We start from the raw sequence: 16,982 nt of genomic DNA on the forward strand, positions 1-16,982 counted from the left end.
GGGAGATGGAAACGGGGCGGTGCGTTATGTCATTATTGAACAAGAAGCGCATATTTATCATCTTGTTGGCCTTTTCGATCGTCCTTGGCGGTTTTGCCTTACGGCTCTCCTGGATTCAATGGTCCTCCGCCTGGCTGCCCGTGACCGCGGCGAGAAAAACGATGAATGAAATGGCCGTCAGGCAGCGGGAAGAAGGCATTGAACTCGACTCCGGGCGGGGCGGATTCACGGACCGGAACGGAGAGGCACTTACCGGATTTACCCGCTGGGAGCCGACGCTGTTTCCGGTGTCGAAGCTGCCCGATCAGGCTCATTTGAAGAAAATGGCCGAATTGCTTGGTACAAGCACAGGGAAGCTGAGTTCCACTTGGAGCGGCTTAAAGCAGCCCTACGTGTGGACTAACGGGGCCGGGGCCGCGTTACTAAAACAGGGAGCTTGGCCGAAGGTCGACGGATTCGAAATGCTGCCGGTGATGAAGCGGTATCCCGGCGGGATGCGCGGGAACCAATGGCTCGGTTACGTCGCCCAGCGCCCGGATGTGGTGAGGAAGCTCAAAGCCGGGGGGACTCCGTACCCCTTGCCGCTTAGCCTGCAGATAGGCGCGTCCGGATTGGAGAAAACGCTGGACCGTTTCCTGAGGGGAACGGGTGGAACCCGGGTGTATTATACGGTTGACGGAAAAAAACGTCCCCTGACGGAAATCGGGACAAGGGTGCAGGGACCGGCTAACCCCTATTATCCCGTCCAGGTCGTAACAACGGTCGATAACGGCATCCAGCAGAAACTGGAGCGGCTTGTAGACCGCATGCAGATCAAAGAAGGATCGGTTGTGGTGCTGGATGCGCGGCAGGGCGACGTGATCGCGATGGTCTCCCGGCCTTTTTACGATCCTTCGCGGATCGATTTGGACAGCGGGAACTGGAGCAACCGGGCGGCGAAGGCCGCCGTTCCGGGCTCCATCTTTAAAATCGTGATCGCCGCCGCGGCGCTTGAAGAAAAGGTGACCCGCCCCGGAGAGGTATTTCATTGCTCCGGCCATTACGGCAAATACGGCTTAGCCTGCTGGAACAAGGCGGGGCATGGCGACATCACACTGGAGGAGGGGTTTGCGAAGTCCTGCAATGTCGTATTCGCCACCCTCGGCGAACGTTTGTCCCCGGAAAGCATCGCCAGAACGGCCGCCAAGCTCGGTCTGAACCGGAAGATCGGCTGGAGCGAATCCGCATTCATGGGCGGAGAAGACCTGGCCCAAATCGATCAGGAGGAGAAAGGGGGCGTATTCGGCCCTAAGACGGCGATCGACGGCGGCGTGCTGGCGCAAACGGCGCTGGGGCAGCGGGATGTGCTTATCACGCCGCTCCAGGCGGCCAATCTGATCGTGACCCTGCTGCATGACGGACAGGTGGCTTCGCCGCGGCTTGCGAGTTCTATCCGCTTTAAAGACGGTTCGGAAATGGCCGTATTTCCCGCGCATACGATTCATGCGCCGGAAGGCCGCATTTCCGCGAGAACCGCCAGACTGCTGCTCGGCTGGATGAGAGAGGTCGTCACGCGCGGAACAGGGCGGTCGCTGACGGCCGCGGCCTGGCCGCTTGCCGGGAAGTCCGGGACGGCCCAGACGCTGGTAAACGGTAGAGAACGGAACAACCAATGGTTCATCGGGTACGGTCCATTGGGCAGTCCGAAGTATGCCGTTGCCGTACTTGTCCAGAACCGCCCGGCCGGGTCCGAGCATCAGGCAATTGCCTTGTTTCGTAAAACGATGGATATGCTGGCGGGGCAGGAAGCAAAATCATAACGGAACCGCGCAATGACTTCCGTCGCTTTTCCAAAAAAATGACCCTCATTCCCCCGAACGTATGATAAAATAGTGGGGATGCTATGCTTTAGGGCATGACAAAGTCATTGAATCAGAGAAAAGTGGGGAAAGCGACATGGAGACTTTGCTGCTGTGGTTATTTTATATTTATTCGCTTTACGCGTTCCTGCCCGGGCTGGTAACACGCCTGTTCGGGTTCCGGGTGTTCAGGCGCGGAATAAGCGATCATACATTTGCACTTACCTTTGACGACGGTCCCGATCCCGAATATACGCCGCAATTGCTGGACCTATTGAAGCGGTACCGAGTCAAGGCCACCTTTTTCGTCGTCGGCTCCCATGCCGAGAAGCATCCCGAGCTGATTAAACGGATGCATGATGAAGGCCATTTGATCGGCAGCCACAATTACGTCCATAAAACAAACTGGTTGATGGGCCCCGGCGCGGTGAAGAAGCAGATTCAAAAGACCAGCGCCATTATCCAGGAGGTTACCGGGGCCAAACCTCATTTCTACCGCCCGCCTTGGGGAATCGTGAATCTGTTCGATTTCGCCAAGCGTGACGATACGCAAATCGTACTGTGGTCCGGAATATTTAACGATTGGCGCGAACGGACCGGCGCAGAGCGGCTTACCGAACGAATGCTGAAGAAACTCCGCGGAGGCGAAGTCTTTTTGCTCCATGATTGCGGCACAACAGCGGGGGCGAACAGCGAGGCGCCGCGGGAAATGCTCATCGCTTTGGAAAGGGTGCTTGATGTGGCAAAACGTAAAGGGCTGACAAGCGTACGTATCGATGAACTGATTGACACGACCGAAACGGCTAAAGCCGCTAAAGAGGCCAACGCGCATATAGATCCCAAGGCTTCTTCCCCGAGGGCGGCTGCCGGCGCGAAATCATTATCCTGGTCCAAACGGGTATTGGTATCTCTCTGGCTGCTGTGGGAAAAGGTGTTTCACTGGATGTTCCGTCTGGAAACGGCCAATAAGGAAGATCCGATGATGCATTTCCGGATTCGGCCTTATCACGGCGAAACCGTCGAAATGAGCGGGGGAGTCAAGCTGAGCGGCGGGGACAAAATCATGGAGCTTCATTTCGATAACAAGAAGTTGTTCGAGCTAGGCATGCGCTCCAAGTCACCAGTACAGCTTGCGATCAAGATGGTGCGCGGTACGGAAAAGGAAATGCCGAAGCTCGCCCAATATGTGATGGATCATCCGGATTTGCACGATGTCAAGGCGCTGTACGGCGTGAGTATGATCAATCGCGGACCGGAACAGTTCGGCTTTACGGTCGCGGATCTGCCCAAAGGCTGGTTCGCCACATCGACTCAGATGTACCTGAAATTTCTGCTGCGGGTCATTCATCCGGACGGAGGTTCGAGACTGAAACAGTCGGCCGAGCAGCTTGTTCCCAAATTGATCCTGATGCCGATAGAGGATCTTGTGGCTAATTTTTTGCAAGACGGCTCCCACCGCAGAATTTCCGCCAAGCAGGAAGTTGCGGACAGTGAAGAGGAAGCCGTGCTAAGCGCAACGATCCCTAGCCATTAATGACTCATAAATTGCTTGTATTTAAAAAAAGCGCGAGCGAAAGGTTTGCAACCTTACGTTCGCGCTTTTGTCTTTGGTGATTAGATTTTCATAACCCCGCCGGAGCTGGCGTTGGTTACGAGTTTGGAATAACGGGCCAAATACCCGGTTTTGACCTTCGGCTCGAAGCCCTTCCAGTTCGCGCGGCGGCGGGCCATCTCTTCATCGTCGACCAGCAATTCGATCTTGCGGTTGTTAAGGTCGAGCTCGATGATATCGCCGTCTTCGACAAAGGCGATCGGTCCGCCTTCGGCGGCCTCCGGAGAAATATGCCCGATGCTGATGCCGCGGGAAGCGCCGGAGAAGCGGCCGTCGGTGATCAAGCCGACTTTGGCGCCGAGGCCCATACCGACGATTTGCGATGTAGGCGCAAGCATTTCCGGCATTCCCGGACCGCCTTTCGGTCCTTCATAACGGATGACGACGACGCAGCCTTCCTTGACTTTACCGTTTGCGATGCCTTCCAGGGCCTCCTCCTGGGAGTCGAAGCAGATCGCCGGGCCTTTATGATATCCGCCGACGGACGGATCGACCGCGCCGACCTTGATGACGGAGCCTTCCGGCGCAAGGTTGCCGTACAGGATAGCGAGGCCGCCTTTTTCCGAATAAGGCTTATCGATCGGATGGATGACGCTGTGGTCGAGAATTTCGCAGCCTTCCACGTTTTCGGCGATCGTTTTGCCCGTCACCGTCATTTGGTCGCCGTAGATGGCGCCCGGTTTCTTGAGCAGCTCATGCAGCACGGCACTTACGCCGCCGGCGCGATGAACGTCTTCGATGAATATATCGGAAGCCGGAGCCAGCTTAGCGATATGCGGCACGCGGTTGGCCACTTCGTTGATCCGTTCCAATGGATAATCGATTCCCGCTTCTTGAGCCAGAGCCAGCGTGTGAAGCACGGTATTGGTGGAGCCGCCCATCGCCATATCGAGTGCAAAAGCGTTATCGATCGATTCCTTGGTAACGATATCCCGTGGCTTAAGGTCGAGCTTGATCAGCTCCATCAGCTGCAGGGCGGATTCTCTTACGAAATCGCGGCGTTCTTTGGCTACGGCGAGAATCGTGCCGTTGCCCGGCATCGCGAGCCCGAGCGCTTCGGCGAGACAGTTCATGGAGTTGGCCGTGAACATCCCGGAACAGGAACCGCAGGTCGGACAGCCGTATTGTTCCAGCTCCATAAGTTCATCATCGCTGATCTGTCCGGCCTGGTGGGCGCCGACGCCTTCAAATACCGAGGTGAGCGACAGCTTGCGTCCCTTGCTGTCCACGCCGGCTTTCATCGGCCCGCCGCTGACGAATACGGTCGGAATATTGACGCGCAGAGCGCCCATCAGCATCCCGGGCGTGATCTTGTCGCAGTTCGGAATGCAGACCATGCCGTCGAACCAGTGCGCGGACACGACCGTTTCCAGTGAGTCGGCGATGATTTCCCGGCTGGGCAAGGAATAGCGCATTCCGATATGGCCCATGGCGATCCCGTCGTCGACCCCGATCGTGTTGAATTCAAACGGTACGCCGCCCGCTTCGCGGATTGCGTCTTTAACGATCTTCCCGAATTCCTGCAAATGAACGTGCCCCGGCACAATGTCGATATACGAGTTGCAGACCGCGATAAACGGTTTGCCGAAGTCTTCTTCCTTCACGCCTGCGGCACGCAGCAAACTGCGGTGCGGTGCGCGGTCGAAGCCTTTTTTGATCATGTCTGAACGCATTTTCTTGGCTGCCATGATGATGAATCCCCCCATGTTAAGAAATATTATGATTTTGGAACTTTACACCGCTAAAGGTTTTCTTTAAAGTCTATCATATGTATTCCGCTTTTTCTACCGACTAAAAAAAAGAAACCCCGGTGTCGGATGACATTTTCCGGGGCTTCATCTCAAAAAAAAGAGGCGGAGGATAACCGCCCAATTCCGTTATTTATTATTGCCGCTGCGAGCCGCTCCGCCTTTGCGGCCGATTTCGCGGTAAAACTTCTTGTCATGCTTCTCGGAAGTAGCTTCTCCGCCCTTTTGACCGATTTCCTGATAGAATTCCCGGTCGTGGTTGCGCGAAGTGGCTTCTCCTCCTTTTTGGCCTATCTCCTGATAGAATTCCTTGCCGTGGTTTCTGGAGGTGGCTTGTCCTCCCAACCGGCCCGCTTCTTCCCGGCTCATTTTGCCTTTGTTCCGCGCCATTCCAATCACTCCTTAGGTCATTGTTTTGCCTAGCGTATATCTTATATACCACGGTTAATAGCTTTGAAACCTACCGGAGTTATTTTTCGGGAGCCAAAAAAAGAGCCCTTCGAGGCTCTCTCATGGATGGCGTTACTGATGCTTGCCGACGGCGGTCGAACCGCCCAGGGCTCTGCGTTCCAGATTCAGCACCCATTGTACCTTCGGCTCGATCACCGGGGAGGTCCATTTGCGGACGAGCGGGTGGCTCAGCACCAGAGTCATGATGACGGCAGCGGCGATTAACGCTAGCCCGGCAGCGGCCGTATCAATGTAATCATAGAGCGGCGAAACCGCCATGAAACGGATAACCAAACCATGCAACAGGAAAACATATAGTGTTCTGCGGCCGCATTCGGTCAGCAGGCTTGCCGCCTTCGGTACGAAGGCAAGGAAGCATGCCCCCGCCAGCATTTGCAGCCCATAGAGAGACAGGCGGTACAAACCGGCATACCATTCAAGATGGCCAAGCTGCATATAGGTCATATTGCCGTATAACCAACCGGGAGCAAGGCCGGCTCCGCCAAGGGCAATGATAAGGAACAACCCGATCGAAACGACCGCACCGGCGGCTCTGATTCTCCGGGTAAGTATGTTGTCCAAGGCGGTGAAGGAGAAATGATACCCCGCGATGAAAAACGGCAGAAACACAAAGGTCCGGGAAATGCTCAGCCAAGTGCCGTCCAGCCGCAAATAACCGACCAGCACGCCGAACGCGAGCGAAATAGCCAGCTGCTGCAGCGGCGAGCATTTGCATTTGCGCAACAGAAGCAGAGCCAGACGCCAGCACAGGTGGCTGGCCAGAAACCATAGCAGAAGATAAGGCGCGAAGAAAGAGTGATGGATGCCGTTCACCCGGAATACGGTCATATCCAGCGTCGAATAAACGGTTTGAAAAATAACATATTGTATCCCAATCTGCGCTATCGTTTTCCGGCCGGCTTCTCCGGTCAGTCCGGATTTGGCGAAATAACCGGTGACAAACACGAACAGCGGCATATGAAAAGTGAATATCCACATATAGAGCGAATGCATACCTTGCATTCGGGTAATGAGCGGTTCGATGGCGTTGCCAATAAAAACGCAGAGAATGAGCAGAAAGCGCAGGTTGAGAAAAAACGTCTCCCCTCGATGCTCCAACGAATTTGCCGACATGACGTTAGCCCCTTTCCTGACAGCATTTGCCCTTCCGGCGGGAACGGCAAAACATTAAAATTTAAAACATCTTGCTCCTGTTTAAAAATACTCCATTATGTCGAGTGATCTTGTGATTTTTATCACAATAGAAAACGCTGTCAGACCGTTTAGTTGTGACCAAGTTATGACACTGCATAGCTTCGGGTTTTGTCTCTTCATAAGTCTCGGAGTACAATAGGTTTACAAGCGGCATTATGCCCAATAACAACGCCGGAGGTGCGAAAAATGCCTGCGATACATATCGGAAGCCGGCCTTATCACTGCCGGGGAATCCTGTTCGATAAGGACGGTACCCTGCTCGATTTCATGCAATTGTGGGGAGATTGGGCGAGAACGCTGACCGAGCTGCTGGAGAGCCAGCTTGCGGTGATGGGCGCCGGCTTGACGGGGCCCAAATCGCGGCTGATCGGACTTAATTATGAAGAGAACGGAGCCGCTTCCGGGTATGACAAAACCGGCCCGCTGGCGATGGGAACCGAGGAGGAAGTCACCGCTTTGCTCGCCTGGCAGCTGTACGTTGCGGGGGTGCCGTGGAATGAAGCGGTGATTCAGGTTCGCCAGTTCAGCGCATCGGCCATGCTGGAAGTCGAGAAGCGGCGCAGCGCCCAGCCGATCCCGGGCTTGCCGGAGTTTCTGGCCTCCTGCCAGGATGCCGGAATCAAGCTCGGCGTCGTGACTTCGGACACGACTTCGGAGGCGCTGAAGCACCTGGAATGGCTCGGGATCTCCGGGGCTTTCGGCAGCGTGGTCGGCCGGGACCGGGTCGTCAAGGGCAAACCGGATCCCGAAATGGCGCGGCTGGCGATGCGCGAGCTGGGCATCGCCCCGGAGGAATGCGTCGTGATCGGCGACAGCAACGCCGATATGGTGATGGGCAAGCAGGCCGGTGCCATCCTGAAGATCGGCATCGCCCCGGACGGCAGCGGGGACGGCTATTTGCTCGACGCCGACCTTATCGTGCCGGGATACATCGGCATGATTGCTACACGGGAGTAACCGTATAACAAATTTGGAAGGGAGATTAAGCTTGCTTATGGGACCTAGCGGCGGACAGGAAAATAAAAAAGAGATGCTGGCGGAATGGATCGCGGCATCTTCGAATCTCGTGTTTTTCGGAGGAGCCGGCATTTCCACGGAGAGCGGGATTCCCGACTTTCGCTCCGCGGCGGGGCTGTACCAGGCGGAGAAGGAATCGCCTTATCCGCCGGAGGAGATATTAAGCCGGCCGTTTTTTGACCGTCATCCGGAGGTGTTCTTCGATTTCTACAAATCGAAAATGATCCATCCGGAGGCCCGTCCGAATGCGGCTCATATCCTGCTGGCCGAGCTGGAGCGGGAGGGCCGGCTCAAAGGCGTCGTCACGCAAAACATCGACGGCTTGCACCAGACGGCCGGCAGCCGGAACGTGCTCGAGCTGCACGGCTCGATCCACCGCAATTCCTGCATGGATTGCCGCCGTTTCCATACGCTGGACGAAGTGATGGCCAGCCCGGACATCGTGCCGCGATGCCAAACCTGCGGCGGGGTAATCAAGCCCGATGTCGTGCTGTATGGGGAGAATTTGGACAGCCGGGTCCTCGGCGAATCCGTCCGGGCGATCGCGGAGGCGGATTTGCTGTTGATCGGCGGAACTTCCTTGACCGTACAGCCCGCGGCGTCCCTGATTACGTATTTCCGCGACAAGCATACGGTGCTGCTCAACGCGTCCGCCACCGCCTACGACCATCGGGCGGATCTGATCATCACGGAGCCCATCGGGTCCGTGATGGCGGAGGTGCGCAGCCTGCTCGGCGGAGGCGCAGGGGAATACTCCGCGGAATGACGGCGAAGTAAACGGTTTCTTGCCAAACATTTTTGAACAGGCTATGATGAGGGGCAAGGATATTTTTACCGCGAAGAAAGGATGGGAATAATATACTATGGTATATATCGCCAGCGATGATCGTTATGAGACGATGAAATATAACCGTGTGGGCCGTTCGGGCCTCAAGCTCCCGGCTATTTCGCTCGGTCTGTGGCACAATTTCGGCGGCGTTGACAAATTCGAAAACGGTCGCGAGATGCTGCGGCGCGCGTTCGATCTCGGGATTACCCATTTTGACCTGGCCAACAACTACGGCCCGCCTGCGGGCTCGGCGGAAGAAATGTTCGGTCAAGTGTTGAAGAAGGACTTCGCTCCGTACCGGGACGAGCTGGTCATTTCCACGAAAGCCGGCTATTATATGTGGCCCGGCCCTTACGGGGAATGGGGTTCCCGCAAATATATGATCTCCAGCCTCGATCAAAGCTTGAAGCGGATGGGGCTCGATTATGTCGACATTTTCTATTCCCACCGCCCCGATCCAGAGACGCCGCTGGAGGAAACGATGATGGCGCTGGATCACATCGTACGCTCCGGCAAAGCGCTCTATGTCGGCATCTCCAGCTATTCGGCGGAGCAGACGGCGGAGGCTTGCGCGATTTTGAAGCAGCTCGGCACACCGCTGCTCATCCATCAGCCGAGCTATTCCATGCTGGAGCGCTGGATCGAGAACGGACTGCAGGACGTCCTTGAGGAGAACGGCGCCGGCACCATCGCCTTTTGCCCGCTTGCCCAGGGCTTGCTGACGAATAAATATTTGAACGGCATTCCCGACGATTCCCGGGCCAAAAGCGCGACGGGCTTCCTAAAGGAAGACCAGATCACGCCGGAGACGCTGCGCAAGGTACGCGCGCTGAACCAGATGGCGGCGGCCCGCGGGCAAAGTCTGGCCCAATTCGCGCTCGCCTGGGTGCTGCGCGGCGGCCGGGTCACCAGCGCGCTGATCGGCGCGAGCCGGGTCGGTCAGATTGAGGAAAATGTGCAGGCGCTTAACCAGTTGGATTTTACGGAGGAAGAGCTGTCCCGCATCGAAACGATCCTTAATACGAACGGCGATCATTAAATCATTCCGGTTTGGATTTACCGCCCCTAATCATCCGTTCTTTCCGGTTCGGCATGATTAGGGGTTTTTTCGCCGTCCGGGCGTCCGGCGGCGTTCCGCCGGTATTCGCTCGGGGATTGACCGTGAAAGCGGCGGAATTGGCGGGAGAAGTACAGCGCATCCGCGAGCCCGACCGAGGCGGCGATCTGTTCAATCGACAGCTCGGGGCGCTCGCGCAGCAGCTGGCGCGATTTGTCGATTCGCAGCTTAAGCAGGTAGGTGACGGGAGTGAGGCCCGTTTCTTTTTTGAAAATGCGCGACAAATAGGCCCGGTTGTAGCCCAAGCTCGCGCACATTTGCTCAATCGACATGGGATGCGCATATTGGCTGGCCATATAGTGGATCATTTGTTTAACGATACGCTGCACTCCGGATTCTCCGGCCGGAAGCGCGGATTCGCGGACGAGCGTTTCCTCGGCCTCGGCCATGACGAGGTGCAGCCAGCCGAGCGAGGCCAGATGTGAGCTCGGTTTCTTGCTGCGGAAGGCTTGCAGCACCGCTTCGAGCAGCTCCGGAATCCGGCTGTACCCGCCGGGGCGGAACACCGGGAGCTGCGGCGTAAAGCCGGCCCGCGAGATCAGGCCGTGCGCCTTCTCCCCGGCGAAGGCGATCCACCGGTAGCGCCACGGATCCCGGGCGTCGGAGGCGTAGCTGACGAGCTGGTCGGGCTGGATCAGAAAGCAGTCTCCTTGGCTCAGATCATAATGGGCGAACTCGGTTTGGAAGCTACCTTTTCCCTGTTCGACGAAATGCAGGAGAAAGTAATCGTAAATTTTCGGCCCCAGCTTATGCTCGGCCTTGGTCTGGCTTTCCCCGGCGATCAGGACGTAAAGATCGCTGACTTCGCCGATTTCCGGATTGGCCGCCGCACTATAGGTTTCCTGAGCCATGGCTAAGAACTCCTTTCGATTGAGGTCACATTTATCCATATTATTCTCGCATAGATGCATTATCAAAAACAACGATTTTTCTTAAACTAAGTACAAGAAGTAAAGATTCCATGAAGATGGGGTGTACGCGAATGAAAAAACAGGAAATGGAACAATTGTTTATATCACGATGCGGGGAAAGCGGCGAGGCCGTTAAGATCTTCAATGCGCCCGGCCGGGTCAATCTGATCGGAGAACATATCGACTATAACGGCGGATACGTGCTGCCTGCCGCACTGGAGTTCGGCACCACGCTCGCCGTGCGGAAGCGGAACGACGGGAAAGTAACATTTGCATCAACGAATCTGCCCTATACCGCCGAGATTGCGCTGGGTGAACTCGGTAAATCCAAAACCGGGGAATGGGTGGATTATCCGGTGGGCGTTATCGTTGAGCTGGCGAAAAAAGGCGTGAACCTGACGAGCGGGTACGACCTGTTCTTCCACGGGGAAATCCCGAACGGGGCGGGCTTATCCTCCTCCGCCTCCATTGAAGTGGTGACGGCCTTCGCCCTGCTGTCGATGGAAGGGCAGCCGACCGACAAGGTCGAGATCGCGGTTCTGTCCCAAAAGGCAGAAAATCTCTATGTGGGCGTAAACAGCGGCATTATGGACCAGTTTGCCGTCTCGAACGGGGCGCAAGATCATGCGATCCTGCTCATGTGCGACACTTTGGAGTATAAGCTGGTACCGTTCAAGACCGGCGCGTATAAGCTGGTGATCGGCAACACGAACAAGCGCAGAGGCCTGGTCGATTCCAAATACAACGAACGGCGCGAGCAATGCGACGCGGCGCTCCGCATCGTGCAGGAAGAGGCGCCGGAAGTTCAATATCTGGCGCATTTGACGCCGGAACGTTTCGCAGCGGTCAAAGGGAAATTCACCGATGAAATTCTGTTGAATCGCGCGACCCATGTGGTCGAGGAGAACGACCGTGTCCTGAAATCTGTCGATGCGCTGAGCGCGGGCGATCTGGCCGCTTTCGGTCAACTGATGAACGCCTCCCACGATTCCCTGCGCGATCTCTATGAGGTAAGCTGCCTGGAGCTGGACGTGATGGTGGAAGAAGCGCGCAAGATCGAAGGCACGCTCGGCGCACGGATGACCGGAGCCGGCTTCGGCGGCTGCACGATATCGCTTGTTCATGAAGACTCGGTCGAACGGTTCGTACGCGAAGTGGGAGCGGCTTATCAAGAACGCACCGGACTCGAGGCCGATTTCTATGTGTGCGGCGTAGGCAACGGTGTTCATGAAGTGAAGGGGGAGAACTGAGCATGGCGATTTTGGTAACCGGCGGGGCCGGGTATATCGGTTCCCATACTGTAGCCGAGCTATTGGATAAAGGCAAGGAAGTCGTGGTCATCGACAATCTTCAAACCGGGCACAGAGACGCGCTGCTCGGAGGCAAACTGTACGAAGGCGACTTAAGGGACAAGAAACTGCTTGCGAAGCTGTTCGCCGAGAACGAGATCGAGGCGGTGATCCATTTTGCCGCCAACTCCCTGGTGGGGGAGAGCATGAAGGACCCTGTCAAATACTACGACAATAACGTTTACGGTACACTTTGCCTGCTGGAAGCGATGGACAAGGCGAATGTGCGGAGAATCGTCTTCTCTTCGACGGCGGCAACCTATGGCGAGCCGAAAAAAGTACCGATCGAAGAAACCGACCCGACCGATCCTACGAATGTATACGGGGAAACGAAGCTGACGATGGAGCGGATGATGGCCTGGTTTGACAAGGTGCTCGGCATCAAATATGTGGCCCTCCGTTATTTCAACGCAGCCGGGGCGCACGAAAGCGGCAAAATCGGCGAAGATCACGATCCGGAAACCCATCTGATTCCACTGATTCTGCAGGCGGCGCTGGGACAAAGGGATTCGATCAAGGTGTTCGGCGACGATTATAACACGCCGGACGGGACTTGTGTCCGTGACTATATCCATGTCGGCGATTTGGCGGACGCTCATCTGCGCGCGGTGGATTATCTGCTTGGCGGCGGGGACAGCAACGTATTCAACCTCGGCAACGGGCAAGGCTTCTCGGTCAAAGAGGTGATCGCCAAGGTGAAGGAAGTCACCGGACGAGACTTCCCGGTCGTCCTGAGCCCGCGGCGTGACGGAGACCCCGCCGTGCTGATCGCTTCCTCGGAGAAAGCGAGAACGGTGCTCGGCTGGCAGCCTTCCCGCAACAAGCTGGACGATATCATCAAGAGCGCCTGGGAATGGCATCTTAATCACCCGGACGGTTATGGCGACAAATAAGGAGTGAAGAATAGTGGAAGCTGGAGAGAACAATAACAGACAAGAAGCGCAGCATGCGATTGAACGGCTGATTCACTATGCGCTGGAACAAGGCCTGATCGATTGGTATGATCTCGACTATTCCCGCAACCGGTTACTGGAGCTGTTCGGGTTCGACGAGCCTTTTGCGGGCAAGCTCGATGAGGAGGCATTGAGCGGACCGCAGGAGCCGTTGAAGGTGCTGATCGATTACGGTGTGGAGACCGGCCTCATTCCCGAGGATACCGATACCTACCGCGACCTTCTGGACGCCAAGATCATGGGGCTTCTGATGCCCCTGCCTTCGGAGGCGATCGCCAAGTTCCGCCGGACGGCGGAGAACGAAGGCATTAAAGCGGCTACGGATCAATTTTACAAGCTGTCGGTTGACAGCAATTATATCCGGATGGACCGGGTTCGGCAAAATATTTACTGGAATCAGCCGACGGCTTACGGCGATATGGAGATTACGATCAACCTGTCCAAGCCGGAGAAAAACCCGAAGGAGATCGCGATGGCGAAGCTGCTGCCGCCGCCGGTCTATCCGAAATGCCAACTATGCCGGGAGAATGTCGGTTATGCGGGGCGTCTGAACCATCCGGCCCGGCAGAACCTGCGCATCGTTCCGCTGGAATTGAACGGGGAGCCGTGGTTCTTACAATATTCGCCGTATGTGTATTACAACGAGCACTGCATCGTGTTCCATCACGATCATGTACCGATGAAGCTGACGAAGCAAACCTTGAAGCGGCTCCTGGATTTCACCGGACAATTTCCTCATTACTTCATCGGATCGAATGCGGACCTGCCGATCGTCGGCGGTTCGATTCTGACGCACGACCATTTCCAGGGCGGAAGACATACATTCCCGCTGGAAAAAGCTTCGATCGAGGCGTCGTTCGCCCATCCGGAGTTTGCCGGAGTGACCGCCAGCATGGTGCATTGGCCGATGTCGGTGCTGCGGCTTAGCGGGCAGGATCCCGAAGTACTGCTGGAAGCGGGCAACGATCTGTACGAGAAATGGAAGGCGTACAGCGATCCGGATGCGGATATCGTCGCCTTCAGCGAAGAGGGCGGGGCGTCTGTACCGCATAATACGGTTACGCCGATCGTCCGCAGGGGTGCTGGCGGCAGCTACGAAATGGATATCGTGCTGCGCAACAACCGGACGAATGAACAGCATCCCGAGGGGATTTTCCATCCGCACCGGGAAATGCATCATATCAAAAAAGAAAATATCGGCCTGATCGAAGTGATGGGGCTGGCGATTCTGCCGGGCCGCCTGAAACAGGAACTGGCCGATATCGCGGGCATCCTGAGCGGTGATGCGGAGCTGTACGCGCAGGCCGTATCGGATGCAGGCAGTTCCCTGGCGGTCCATGCCGCCTGGATCAAAGAGCTGGTAGAGGCCCACGGCACGAAGCTGGACCGCGAACGGGCCGAAGCGCTGCTGCGCGACGAAGTCGGCCGCAAATTCGCGGAAATCCTTGAACACGCAGGCGTGTTCAAGGTCGACGCCGCTGGGCGGGAAGCGTTCCGCCGCTTCATCGCCAAAACCGGTTATCAAGAGCTGTCCTCCTAAGGGGGACAGCTTTTTTGTTGCATTTAAGATTGGCTGAGAAACACGGCGGCTAGTAGCTGGACTAGAGATGAGTAAGAAGAGTGATGGGGCAGGGAGGGTGTGAGGTAGGAGCAAGGGAAGGGAGAGGTAAGACAAGTAATAGTAAGGTGGGAGCACGTAGGAGAAGGGAAGAGAAAAGTGGATAAGTATTGCAAGGTTGGAGTACTCAGGGGAACGGAAGAGAAAGGTAAGACAATCAATAGCAAGGTTGGTGTACACAAGAGAAAGGTGGATAAGTAATAGCAGGGTTGAAGCAAGGTGGAGAAGAGAAGGGAAAGGCAAGACAGGTAATAGCAAGGTTGGTGTACACAAGAGAAAGGTGGATAAGTAATAGCAAGGTTGGAGCAAGCAGGGGCAAGGAAGTGAAAGGAGCAGTAATAGCAAGGTTAAAGCGGGTTGGAGCAAGCAGGAGAGGGTAAAGGCAGGTAATAGCAAGGTGGGAGTGCGAAGGAGAAGCGAAGATAAAGGTAAGATAAGTAATAGCAGTTAAGAGCAGGCCAGAGCAAGTTAAAGAGCTAATAATTGACTTGAAAGTAAATAGCTTTAGTCTGACGTAACTTGGGATATACCTGATGAGCGATATGAAGGCAGTCTGGAATAAGACTGATCTATACTGGATATTTCCAATTAAACTGCCTCAAGCCGCTAATATCATCACTCCTGATTGGAAATATCCAATCAAGAAGGCTATTAACAGACGAAATTGTTCTCTTTCGCCGGTTCCTATTGGATTTATCCAATTAAGCCTCTCTAAGCCGCTTAAAAAGCCGCTCTAGATTGGAATTATCCAATAGAGCCATAGGCAGAAGGCCAGTTGCAGCGACTCCTTGCCTTTCTAGTGTCTGTCCGGCAAACGTTCATTGGATAATTTCCAATCCAATCAGTCTTCTAAGGTGCCAAAAGAAGGCTTAGTTGGAGAAAATCCAATGATTTCGGGTTATCTCTTCTCTTTATGAGCAACTACCTCTAGGCCCCCTAAATAAACTGGAGTCCTCCCCTACAAGGATTTACAATGGAAATAAGGGAGAGGATTAAGTTATGGGAAAAGCCAAAGATGAATTTCGTTTAAAGGTAGTAAGAGAAGCTTTATCTGGTATTAAAGTGGGGGTGCTTGCCCGGTCGTATGACCTGCACCCGGAAACCATTCGGACCTGGATCCGAACATACCGAGATCAGATAACGGATATAGAAACTTCACTGCCTGACCAACACCTTCAAGAGCTCAAACGACTTCAAGAGATTGAAGAGAAATACGAAAAAGCTATGAAAGTGCTCGGCGAGAAAGAACTCGAAAATGAGATCCTACGGGAACTCGTAAAAAAGAAAAACCCCGCTTATCTGAAAAACTTGAAGTAGCAGAACCATTCATTAAGCGGGGTGAACCAACAGCTGTAGTTCTGCGGATTTTGGAAATTGCCGAATCGACCTACTACGATCGGAAAAAGAGGACTTCTACCCCAAAGGCTGAGCCGTCACCTGCAGGCAAACGCGGGCGCCCTACACCTGGATACTCTCTAAGCATAACGGGGATCCCCATTAGCGATGAGCAGATCAAAGAGTGGCTCCTTGAGCTACTTGAAGGCGAAGAACATGTCTACGGCTATAAACTGTTGGGCCAGTGCATTCGTGATGTTCACCAAGTCATAATTAATAAGAAGAAAACGTACCGCCTTTGCAAAGAACTCGGCATTCTGCAAAAAGCTCGAAAGCACGTTCCATCGCACCCGCGCACTCTCCCAAAGAACCGATTCATAACCGGTTCCAATCAGTTGTGGCAAATGGACATCAAATACGGATACGTTATAGGACAGAAGCGATTTTTCTTTGTTCTTAGCATTATCGATGTATTTGACCGCGTGATAGTCGGACAATATCGCGGGCGAACCTGCGAAGCCAAGCATGCCGTTCAAACGCTTTTATATGCCATAGAGTGCCGCATTCAGCCTGGTGAAACATTACCTGTGATCCGGACGGACAACGGGCCTCAATTTGTAAGCAAGTTGTTTGGAGATACCTGTGAGAGCTTAGGGATGGCCCATGAGCGAATTCCCCCACGGACTCCAAATATGAATGCCTACATCGAATCGTTTCATAGCATACTGGAACGTAACTTGTTTAGTAGACGAGAATTCATGACGTTTGAAGAGGCGTTTGAAACGCTTGATCAATATATGGACTTTTATAATTATCGAAGAATGCATGGTAGCTTGAAGCGTATGGCACCAATGAAGTTTTCGTCATGGGTGAAGACGCTAAAGGATACCACTAAGTTCCATAAATCGATGTAAACACGTAAGAAAATAAGCAATACTGCGTTTACAATAAACTTGTAGGTCAGGACTCCGGATTTAAGGGGCCCAGCCG

General features: G+C 54.8%; 14 protein-coding genes. 10 read left to right on the forward strand and 4 right to left on the reverse strand.

Translation table 11 applies throughout. The features are described from left to right. The first annotated feature begins 26 nt into the window (after positions 1-26). Together V3851_RS24410 and V3851_RS24415 are read left to right on the forward strand one after the other, a co-directional pair. Entirely contained in the window at positions 27-1,799 is a 1,773-nt protein-coding gene (locus tag V3851_RS24410; protein ID WP_331849052.1) for a peptidoglycan D,D-transpeptidase FtsI family protein, read from the forward strand. 136 nt (positions 1,800-1,935) lie between these two features. Beyond that, complete coding sequence (locus V3851_RS24415; RefSeq protein ID WP_331849053.1) at positions 1,936-3,372, forward strand: polysaccharide deacetylase family protein; 1,437 nt, start codon at positions 1,936-1,938, stop codon at positions 3,370-3,372. An 80-nt stretch (positions 3,373-3,452) separates the two neighbouring features. On the opposite strand, the gene ilvD is transcribed toward V3851_RS24415, so the two are convergent. From ilvD to V3851_RS24430, 3 genes are all read right to left on the reverse strand, one after another. Then, positions 3,453-5,138 (reverse strand): dihydroxy-acid dehydratase, encoded by a 1,686-nt coding sequence (ilvD, locus tag V3851_RS24420; RefSeq protein WP_331849054.1) that lies wholly within the window; start codon positions 5,136-5,138, stop codon positions 3,453-3,455. Between the two features lie 189 nt (positions 5,139-5,327). Next, a complete protein-coding gene (locus V3851_RS24425; RefSeq protein WP_331849055.1) occupies positions 5,328-5,588 on the reverse strand; it encodes a general stress protein in 261 nt (86 codons plus the stop codon). Positions 5,589-5,720: 132 nt separating this feature from the next. Beyond that, positions 5,721-6,782 carry an acyltransferase family protein gene (locus V3851_RS24430; RefSeq protein WP_331849056.1) on the reverse strand — a complete coding sequence of 354 codons (1,062 nt, stop codon included), beginning with the start codon at positions 6,780-6,782 and terminating at the stop codon, positions 5,721-5,723. A gap of 267 nt (positions 6,783-7,049) precedes the next feature. On the opposite strand from V3851_RS24430, the gene V3851_RS24435 reads away from it, so the two are divergent. From V3851_RS24435 to mgrA, 3 genes are all read left to right on the forward strand, one after another. Further along, positions 7,050-7,820, forward strand: coding sequence for an HAD family hydrolase (locus V3851_RS24435; RefSeq protein WP_331849057.1), 771 nt, complete (start codon positions 7,050-7,052; stop codon positions 7,818-7,820). 37 nt (positions 7,821-7,857) lie between these two features. After that, entirely contained in the window at positions 7,858-8,646 is a 789-nt protein-coding gene (locus V3851_RS24440; RefSeq protein ID WP_331849067.1) for an NAD-dependent protein deacylase, read from the forward strand. 97 nt (positions 8,647-8,743) lie between these two features. Then, the gene (mgrA, locus tag V3851_RS24445) at positions 8,744-9,748 is read left to right on the forward strand and encodes an L-glyceraldehyde 3-phosphate reductase (RefSeq protein ID WP_331849058.1); all 1,005 of its coding nucleotides are present in this window, start codon (positions 8,744-8,746) and stop codon (positions 9,746-9,748) included. 26 nt (positions 9,749-9,774) lie between these two features. On the opposite strand, the gene V3851_RS24450 is transcribed toward mgrA, so the two are convergent. Further along, positions 9,775-10,677 (reverse strand): AraC family transcriptional regulator, encoded by a 903-nt coding sequence (locus V3851_RS24450; RefSeq protein WP_331849059.1) that lies wholly within the window; start codon positions 10,675-10,677, stop codon positions 9,775-9,777. Positions 10,678-10,808: 131 nt separating this feature from the next. On the opposite strand from V3851_RS24450, the gene V3851_RS24455 reads away from it, so the two are divergent. The 5 genes from V3851_RS24455 to V3851_RS24475 all read left to right on the forward strand — a co-directional run bounded on the left by V3851_RS24455 (position 10,809) and on the right by V3851_RS24475 (position 16,906). Further along, the gene (locus V3851_RS24455; protein ID WP_331849060.1) at positions 10,809-11,987 is read left to right on the forward strand and encodes a galactokinase; all 1,179 of its coding nucleotides are present in this window, start codon (positions 10,809-10,811) and stop codon (positions 11,985-11,987) included. Between the two features lie 2 nt (positions 11,988-11,989). After that, positions 11,990-12,979 carry a UDP-glucose 4-epimerase GalE gene (gene galE / locus V3851_RS24460; protein WP_331849061.1) on the forward strand — a complete coding sequence of 330 codons (990 nt, stop codon included), beginning with the start codon at positions 11,990-11,992 and terminating at the stop codon, positions 12,977-12,979. A gap of 13 nt (positions 12,980-12,992) precedes the next feature. Further along, positions 12,993-14,579, forward strand: a complete 1,587-nt coding sequence (locus V3851_RS24465; RefSeq protein WP_331849062.1) for a UDP-glucose--hexose-1-phosphate uridylyltransferase — start codon at positions 12,993-12,995, stop codon at positions 14,577-14,579. 1,077 nt (positions 14,580-15,656) lie between these two features. Then, on the forward strand, positions 15,657-15,974 hold the full coding sequence (locus V3851_RS24470) for a transposase (protein ID WP_331848388.1): 318 nt from the start codon (positions 15,657-15,659) through the stop codon (positions 15,972-15,974). Between the two features lie 11 nt (positions 15,975-15,985). Continuing rightward, positions 15,986-16,906 (forward strand): IS3 family transposase, encoded by a 921-nt coding sequence (locus V3851_RS24475; protein ID WP_331848502.1) that lies wholly within the window; start codon positions 15,986-15,988, stop codon positions 16,904-16,906. Positions 16,907-16,982 lie beyond the last annotated feature (76 nt).

The sequence above is a fragment of the Paenibacillus haidiansis genome, assembly GCF_036553665.1.
GTDB lineage: Bacteria > Bacillota > Bacilli > Paenibacillales > Paenibacillaceae > Fontibacillus > Fontibacillus haidiansis.

Excerpts from the sequence above, each read along its gene's own strand:
- V3851_RS24410 (WP_331849052.1), top strand. The coding sequence starts at position 27 with ATGTCATTATTGAACAAGAAGCGCATATTTATCATCTTGTTGGCCTTT.
- V3851_RS24415 (WP_331849053.1), top strand. The coding sequence starts at position 1,936 with ATGGAGACTTTGCTGCTGTGGTTATTTTATATTTATTCGCTTTACGCG.
- ilvD (WP_331849054.1), bottom strand. The coding sequence starts at position 5,138 with ATGGCAGCCAAGAAAATGCGTTCAGACATGATCAAAAAAGGCTTCGAC.
- V3851_RS24425 (WP_331849055.1), bottom strand. The coding sequence starts at position 5,588 with ATGGCGCGGAACAAAGGCAAAATGAGCCGGGAAGAAGCGGGCCGGTTG.
- V3851_RS24430 (WP_331849056.1), bottom strand. The coding sequence starts at position 6,782 with ATGTCGGCAAATTCGTTGGAGCATCGAGGGGAGACGTTTTTTCTCAAC.
- V3851_RS24435 (WP_331849057.1), top strand. The coding sequence starts at position 7,050 with ATGCCTGCGATACATATCGGAAGCCGGCCTTATCACTGCCGGGGAATC.
- V3851_RS24440 (WP_331849067.1), top strand. The coding sequence starts at position 7,858 with ATGGGACCTAGCGGCGGACAGGAAAATAAAAAAGAGATGCTGGCGGAA.
- mgrA (WP_331849058.1), top strand. The coding sequence starts at position 8,744 with ATGGTATATATCGCCAGCGATGATCGTTATGAGACGATGAAATATAAC.
- V3851_RS24450 (WP_331849059.1), bottom strand. The coding sequence starts at position 10,677 with ATGGCTCAGGAAACCTATAGTGCGGCGGCCAATCCGGAAATCGGCGAA.
- V3851_RS24455 (WP_331849060.1), top strand. The coding sequence starts at position 10,809 with ATGAAAAAACAGGAAATGGAACAATTGTTTATATCACGATGCGGGGAA.
- galE (WP_331849061.1), top strand. The coding sequence starts at position 11,990 with ATGGCGATTTTGGTAACCGGCGGGGCCGGGTATATCGGTTCCCATACT.
- V3851_RS24470 (WP_331848388.1), top strand. The coding sequence starts at position 15,657 with ATGGGAAAAGCCAAAGATGAATTTCGTTTAAAGGTAGTAAGAGAAGCT.